This window comes from Mycobacterium sp. TH-M25 (genome assembly GCF_057473665.1).
In genome coordinates, this window is sequence record NZ_JBYCLA010000136.1 from 1 (window position 1) to 5,694 (window position 5,694).

Annotated in this window: 9 protein-coding genes; 4 read left to right on the forward strand and 5 right to left on the reverse strand. The window is 63.0% G+C overall.

Annotation, left to right across the window (positions count from 1 at the left end; genetic code table 11):
• From AC2VOU_RS04655 to AC2VOU_RS04665, 3 genes are all read left to right on the forward strand, one after another.
• Positions 1–210: hypothetical protein (locus tag AC2VOU_RS04655; protein ID WP_486956298.1), on the forward strand; the 210-nt coding region annotated here is incomplete at its 5' end.
• A 12-nt stretch (positions 211–222) separates the two neighbouring features.
• Positions 223–666, forward strand: a complete 444-nt coding sequence (locus tag AC2VOU_RS04660) for a hypothetical protein (RefSeq protein ID WP_486956299.1) — start codon at positions 223–225, stop codon at positions 664–666.
• Between the two features lie 79 nt (positions 667–745).
• Positions 746–1,354: a hypothetical protein gene (locus AC2VOU_RS04665; protein ID WP_486956300.1), complete on the forward strand. Its 609-nt coding sequence runs from the start codon at positions 746–748 to the stop codon at positions 1,352–1,354.
• Between the two features lie 141 nt (positions 1,355–1,495).
• Here the strand turns inward: AC2VOU_RS04665 and AC2VOU_RS04670 are convergent, their stop codons facing one another.
• The 4 genes from AC2VOU_RS04670 to AC2VOU_RS04685 all read right to left on the reverse strand — a co-directional run bounded on the left by AC2VOU_RS04670 (position 1,496) and on the right by AC2VOU_RS04685 (position 4,476).
• A complete protein-coding gene (locus tag AC2VOU_RS04670; RefSeq protein WP_486956301.1) occupies positions 1,496–1,987 on the reverse strand; it encodes an MTB12 C-terminal domain-containing protein in 492 nt (163 codons plus the stop codon).
• 11 nt (positions 1,988–1,998) lie between these two features.
• Positions 1,999–2,436 carry an MTB12 C-terminal domain-containing protein gene (locus tag AC2VOU_RS04675; protein WP_486956302.1) on the reverse strand — a complete coding sequence of 146 codons (438 nt, stop codon included), beginning with the start codon at positions 2,434–2,436 and terminating at the stop codon, positions 1,999–2,001.
• 19 nt (positions 2,437–2,455) lie between these two features.
• A complete protein-coding gene (locus AC2VOU_RS04680) occupies positions 2,456–2,905 on the reverse strand; it encodes an MTB12 C-terminal domain-containing protein (protein ID WP_486956303.1) in 450 nt (149 codons plus the stop codon).
• Between the two features lie 716 nt (positions 2,906–3,621).
• Entirely contained in the window at positions 3,622–4,476 is an 855-nt protein-coding gene (locus AC2VOU_RS04685; protein WP_486956304.1) for a class I SAM-dependent methyltransferase, read from the reverse strand.
• Here AC2VOU_RS04685 and AC2VOU_RS04690 point away from each other — a divergent pair.
• Complete coding sequence (locus AC2VOU_RS04690; protein WP_486956305.1) at positions 4,449–4,757, forward strand: pyridoxal-phosphate dependent enzyme; 309 nt, start codon at positions 4,449–4,451, stop codon at positions 4,755–4,757. The two genes, AC2VOU_RS04685 and AC2VOU_RS04690, sit on opposite strands and share 28 nt — an antisense overlap.
• 63 nt (positions 4,758–4,820) lie before the next feature.
• On the opposite strand, the gene AC2VOU_RS04695 is transcribed toward AC2VOU_RS04690, so the two are convergent.
• Positions 4,821–5,694: HNH endonuclease signature motif containing protein (locus AC2VOU_RS04695; RefSeq protein ID WP_486956306.1), on the reverse strand; the 874-nt coding region annotated here is incomplete at its 5' end.

Consider the following 5,694-nt stretch of genomic DNA (forward strand, 5'->3'; position numbering starts at 1 on the left):
GTCGAAGGTCAGCCCGTTGTGCGTGTAATGGTCCATGCGTCAAGCGTGCCTGCGCGCCCGCATGGGTCGCGCGCCGGGGTCGGCGTGGTGTTCATGCGCCAAGTGGCATATGGCGTGGCGCTTCCTGAAATAAGCGGATTTGCATCTGTTGCAACAACTCCGCAGGGCCTGATGCGGCTTGTTGCGCTGGTGGCGATGGCTACACCATAGTCACCGCTTCTGATGGACGAGCCCGCTTCAGTCGTGCGTTTGGTGTCGGAGCTACCGGGTTCGGCGAGGTTGTCGCTGGTCGCAAATGTGGTCCCACTCGATCCGGAGGCGGCCATGTTCTCGGCGATGCTCTCGGGCTGGACCGATGAGCAGCGGGCAAGCTTTCTTCGTCCGGTAACGATTTCGGCTCGGGAAAGGGTCGTGCGACGGTTCGCTGAATTCACTAACGAGTATCCATGGCAGTGGCGGGCCGACGACGTCGATGCGTGGTTCGCTCATCTGGGGTCGGGTTCACCGCCGACCGCGGTGTCGACGGCGCGGGGGTACCAGAATGCACTGCGCTTTTTCTGCGACTTCATCACCGATAACCGGTACGGGTGGAACGAATTGTGCGCTGACCGATTTGGCGCTTCACCGGTTCAGATCCTGCACGAGTGGAACATCATCGGCCATTAACCTCCGTCGGGCAGGACCTCGTCGATAACTGGCTGGCGCACGGCACCTCCCGCGAGCACGAAATCCGATCGTTCCTGAAGTGGGCCGATCAACGCGGTCTCACCAAGGGCGTGACGGCCCCGCCCGCAAACCAGCACCGCCCGCCGCGTTCGTGTCCGAGGAAGAACAACGGAAACTGCTACACCGCTGCCTCACCGAGGACACCATGCCCGTCGATCTTCGCGCCGGAGGCGCCCTGATGTTGCTTTTTGGGCTCAATTTGACTCGCGTACTTGCTATCTCGAGCAATCAGCTCTGCGAGCGATCAGGCGACACCTACCTCATGCTCGGCGAGCACGAGCTCCTGCTCCCACCAGTTCTCGCTGACCTCCTGACCCAACTCCCACGCCCAGCCCGAGGACAGACTCTGCCGAACGTCAAGATCGAACGCCGACTTCTGTTTCCCGGACGCACCCCGCATCGCGCTATCGACCCCGAACGCTTCGCAAACCGACTCAAACAGCGTGGGATCCGTCCACGAGGTGGCCGCAACACGGCGTTGATCCAACTCGCGTCCGAACTTCCCGCGGCGGTGCTGTCCGACATCCTCGGCATCGACATCGCCACCGCAACCCGATGGGCTAGCTACGCCAAACGCGACTGGCATGGCTACCTCGCCAACAGACGTGAGGCCACGGAAAGCCTTTAGCATCAATATTTTGCGTCCGCGTGGGCGAGAGCTACCGTCGTGGCATCAGACCCGGTTTGCGCGTATGAACAAGAATACGTCGCTGTGGAAGAACACGTCGGCGGCGAGTTTTTGGAGCCCGCTGTCCGTACCTGTCTAACTTTATCCGCGGGGCACGAAGACGCCGGATATGGTGGCGTTGTGCCAGAACGCGTCCAGGGAGCTGATGGCGCTGTGGTGGGTGAGTAGCCAGTGCCCGTTCTGACCCACCAGCACTATCGGACCGGGTGCGCTGCTCTGATGAAATGACCCCCCGGTCTGCATCGTGGCCCCAGCGAATTTATTGGGCGCGGCTTGAATGTTGGTGATGATGAAAGGTAATGGCAAGAGCCCGGCCACATCCATCCGGTGCAGGTGATCATCAATCTTTCCCGCTTCCTCAGGCGTGAATCCTGGGGTGACAATGTCGGTCTTGTCTCCCGCGGGCTTGTTGGGGTCGGTGAGTTCGGCCATGATGCCGACAACTTGATCGACGGTGGGGACTGGGCCGGTGCACGGGGACTGATCGGGGTCGCCGCAGTCCGCGTGTGCGGTTGCGGGCGAGGCGATTAACGCCGCCAGGGTTGTCGCGACGGAGAGCTTGGTCCAGTTCATCCGTGATTTGTTCACTTCCACGAGGCCGCCCAGATAGCGTCCAGCACGGGCATGGCGGTGTCGTTGGTGATCAGCCAGTGCCCACCCTGATTGACCAGCACGATTGGGCGCGGGTTGGTGATTTGACGCATGTATCCGCCGGTGGACACGGTGGCACCAGCGAAGTTGTTGGGCGCTGGCTGGATGTCGGTCACATGAAACAGAGGCGGCAAAAGGCCACGGCCGAACGCGCGCATCCGGGTCAGATGATCGTCAACGGTTCCGGCTTCGTCGGGGCTGAACCCGGGGGTGACGATGTCGCCCTTGTTTGCGGCGGGAATGTTCGGATCAGCCAACTCGCCGAGGATCGCCATCACCTGATCGACGGAGGGCACGTCGCCTGCGTGGGCGATAGCGGGTGCGGCCACGCCAGCGACTGCGAATAGCAGCACAGCAGCAACGATCTTCATGAGCGTTCCCCAGTTCGCGCTAATACGCGTAGTCTCGATGGCGGGTGTTGCTTCGCATCGCGTTCAGCCACACCATCGCGGTGTCGTGGACGATCATCCAGTGCCCGCTCTGATTGACCAGCACAATCGGGCAAGGGTAGACGGAGTAGTAGGGAAAGTCGTGTGGGGCGGCCACGGTGGCTCCCGCGGTATTGCCGGGCGCGGGTTGAATGTCCGTGACGACGAAGTGGAACGGGATGTACCCGCGCCCGTTGAGGATGTTCAAATGATCGTCGATAGTCCCAGCTTCGTCGGGAGCGAAACCAGGAGTAACGATGTCTGCCTTGCTGGCCGCTGGTCTTCCTGGGTCGGTTAGCTCGGCCATTATCGCGACGACTTGATCCACGGTGGGCACGTCGTCAGCGCGGGCGATAGCGGGTGCGGCCACGCCAGCGACTGCGAATAGCAGCACAGCAGCGACGATCTTCATGAGCGAAATGTATTTCTCTTTGCTGTCAACGACCTGAACGTGTCGTGTGCAAACACAGTTTCACTTCTGCGCACCGACAAAGACCCCGCTAACAGGAATACCGCACGTTAGGAATACGTGCACTCCGCCAGTAAACTGAGCGGAGTTGGTTGTGCCGCAGTCTATTTGCATCTTTACGTCGGTCTAGTACGCGCCCGGTGCAGGCCGCTGTCCCGGCTAGGGGATGACCAAGTCGAGCGCGCACCGCTCTCCCTGCCGTTCCGTTGACCTCGGTTACTGGGCGAGGCGGATCACGGCATTCCACGGCATGTTGCCAAGCTTTCGCGGGTTGGGCTGCGGTATGTACGTGACGAGCCACATCGTCTGCGTGGGCTGTCGCGGGGGTGGCGATCAGTGTCCCCATCAGTATGCTCGCAGCGGCGATACGCATGGTCATGGCGGGAATATATGACGCCTTACTGATTGCTGGCTGTGAGTATCCGCGCGGTCGCGCCAACGCTTCCGAAACGCCCGATGTTAAAGCTGGTGCTACCCGATCTAAGCTGAGCGCTCCGTCTCTTGCGCCGAGCAGCCCGAGTAATACCGCAGGTTCGGGATACGTGCACTGCGCCAGTAAAATCGGCGTAATTTGTTGTGCACTAGATTATTTCAATTTGTTAGCGCTTCGGCAGACCGGGCCGTCTGAAAGGCCCGTATTTACGCGTCGGAAATCTTGTTCATGGTCGCTCGTGCACGATGAGGCGAAGGCCAGCGTCGATCGCGTTGAGATGAAGGAGATCTCGATGGCGGGTATGCCAGGCGCCGGTGTCGAGATCCTGACGCAGGCGTTCGACCCCAGACTGGATGTCGTTGGCGGTTAACCGTGCCAGGCCTGAAATGCAACCGCGAACGTCGGGGTCAAGGTAGGCGGCCGGTCGACGCCAGTAGGCCGGGCCGAAGCCGTCCACGCAATCGTGAGGCACGAGAACGGTTTCGACTCGGTCGGCGCCGATGACCTCGGCCACGCGCCCGACAGGCAGCTCAGACGCGGCCGAAACACGAGCGGCGGTAGGGAAGTACTCTTCCCAGAGCCAAAATTGGGAGTGGATGACTGGCTCGTAGGCAAAAACGATGACACGGTGAGCGACGCGGACAAGTTCGCGCAATCCGGACACCGGGTCAGACCAATGATGAATCGTCAGGATCGCCATGGCCGCGTCGAAGCTCTGGTCGACAAGCGGTAGGCGCTCAGCTGCTGCCCTGATGCAGGGCGCCGCATCGGGGGACCGTTGCTTGACCATCTCCTCGGAAGGTTCTACAGCAAGAACGACGCGATCGGTGGGCTCATACGAACCGCTACCGGCGCCGACGTTAACCACGGTCCGGGAATCGTGGAGAGCAGACTCGAGCCTGGCCGCAATCCGCGGGTCGGGCCGGCGAAAGCGCACATAGCCACGCCCGATCCGGTCATACGAGGTATGCGCCGCCGAACCGTTCACGCGCGGCCCCCTGTCGACCGGGCACTCCCGGAAAGTAGCCCTCAGCGACGATACGCTGCTGTGTCGTGGAACCAACGCGCCTCGACACAGCACGAGTCCATGCCGCGCGGAGTCTGATCACCCCGATTTTCCTCGATACCCCCTTCTACAGATGCGCGGCCTTGGAGACCGGCCTCGGATGCAAAGTCAGTATCAAGCTCGAAACGCCGAACCCAGTTCGTAGCTTCAAGGCCCGCGGCGCCGAGGTGGTCGCCAGCCTCAAGGCCGACAACGGGGAGCGCGCCATGGTGTGCGCCAGTGCGGGCAGCCTTTCGGCGTTGTGGTGCGAGCCCGGCTGTCGGCCTTGGTTGGCCAGATCCGGCAGCAGCGACTAGTCAAGACGAAACAGCGCTGTCCACCAGACGCTTTCATCTCCGATGCGATGCCGCTGACTCGGCTTAGTTGGTTGTTGGCGGTGGCTGCGGCTGGAAGGGGTCGTACCACCACCAGTCGGCGCGTTCGCCGGTGGGCCCGGGGTACGGCGGGACGGCGGGCGGGGCGTGCTCGGGGGCACGGGCGAGTGATCCTGCGCTCAGCGGTTGCCCGGAGCTGTCGGTGACGGTGAGGTTGTCGGCGGGTCCGGTGATGGTGATGACGCCTTGGTGGTGTTGGCGGTGGTGATACGGGCAGACCAGCACCAGGTTGGCCAGCTCGGTGGCGCCGCCGTCTTCCCAGTGGCGGATGTGGTGGGCGTGCAGGCCGCGGGTGGCCCCACAGCCAGGTATCGCGCAGCTGCGGTCGCGGTGCTCGAGCGCGCGGCGCAGCCGCCGGTTGACCGTGCGGGTGGTGCGGCCGGCGCCGATGGGTTGGCCGTGACGTTCGAACCAGACCTCGCAGGTGGCATCGCAGGTCAACAATTGCCGGTCGGCGTCAGAGAGCAGCGGACCCAGATGCAGCGCCGCAGCGTTCTTGTCGACGTCCAGGTGCACCACCACGGTGGTGCGCTGCCCGTGTGGGCGCCGGGCCGCCTCGGCGTCCCAGCCGGCCTCGACCAGACGCATGAACGCCTCGATGGTGCCCGGCATCGGGGGCGCGATATCTGAGGTGCTGTCGTCGTGGTCGTGTTTCCAGTCGGCGATCAGCGCGTCGCGATGTGAGGCCAGCGCGGCGTCGAACATGGCCGCCTGATCGTGGGGCAGTCTGATCCGCCAGCAGCTGGACTGCTCGCTGGTGGTCTTGGCGATCGAGGCCTGCGGTGGGGGCCCAGGATCGGGTTCAGGGCGGGGCTCCAAGCTGATCGCGGTGCGCAGCTGGTTGACCGTGGCGACCGCA

Excerpts from the sequence above, each read along its gene's own strand:
- AC2VOU_RS04660 (WP_486956299.1), top strand. The coding sequence starts at position 223 with ATGGACGAGCCCGCTTCAGTCGTGCGTTTGGTGTCGGAGCTACCGGGT.
- AC2VOU_RS04670 (WP_486956301.1), bottom strand. The coding sequence starts at position 1,987 with ATGAACTGGACCAAGCTCTCCGTCGCGACAACCCTGGCGGCGTTAATC.
- AC2VOU_RS04675 (WP_486956302.1), bottom strand. The coding sequence starts at position 2,436 with ATGAAGATCGTTGCTGCTGTGCTGCTATTCGCAGTCGCTGGCGTGGCC.
- AC2VOU_RS04680 (WP_486956303.1), bottom strand. The coding sequence starts at position 2,905 with ATGAAGATCGTCGCTGCTGTGCTGCTATTCGCAGTCGCTGGCGTGGCC.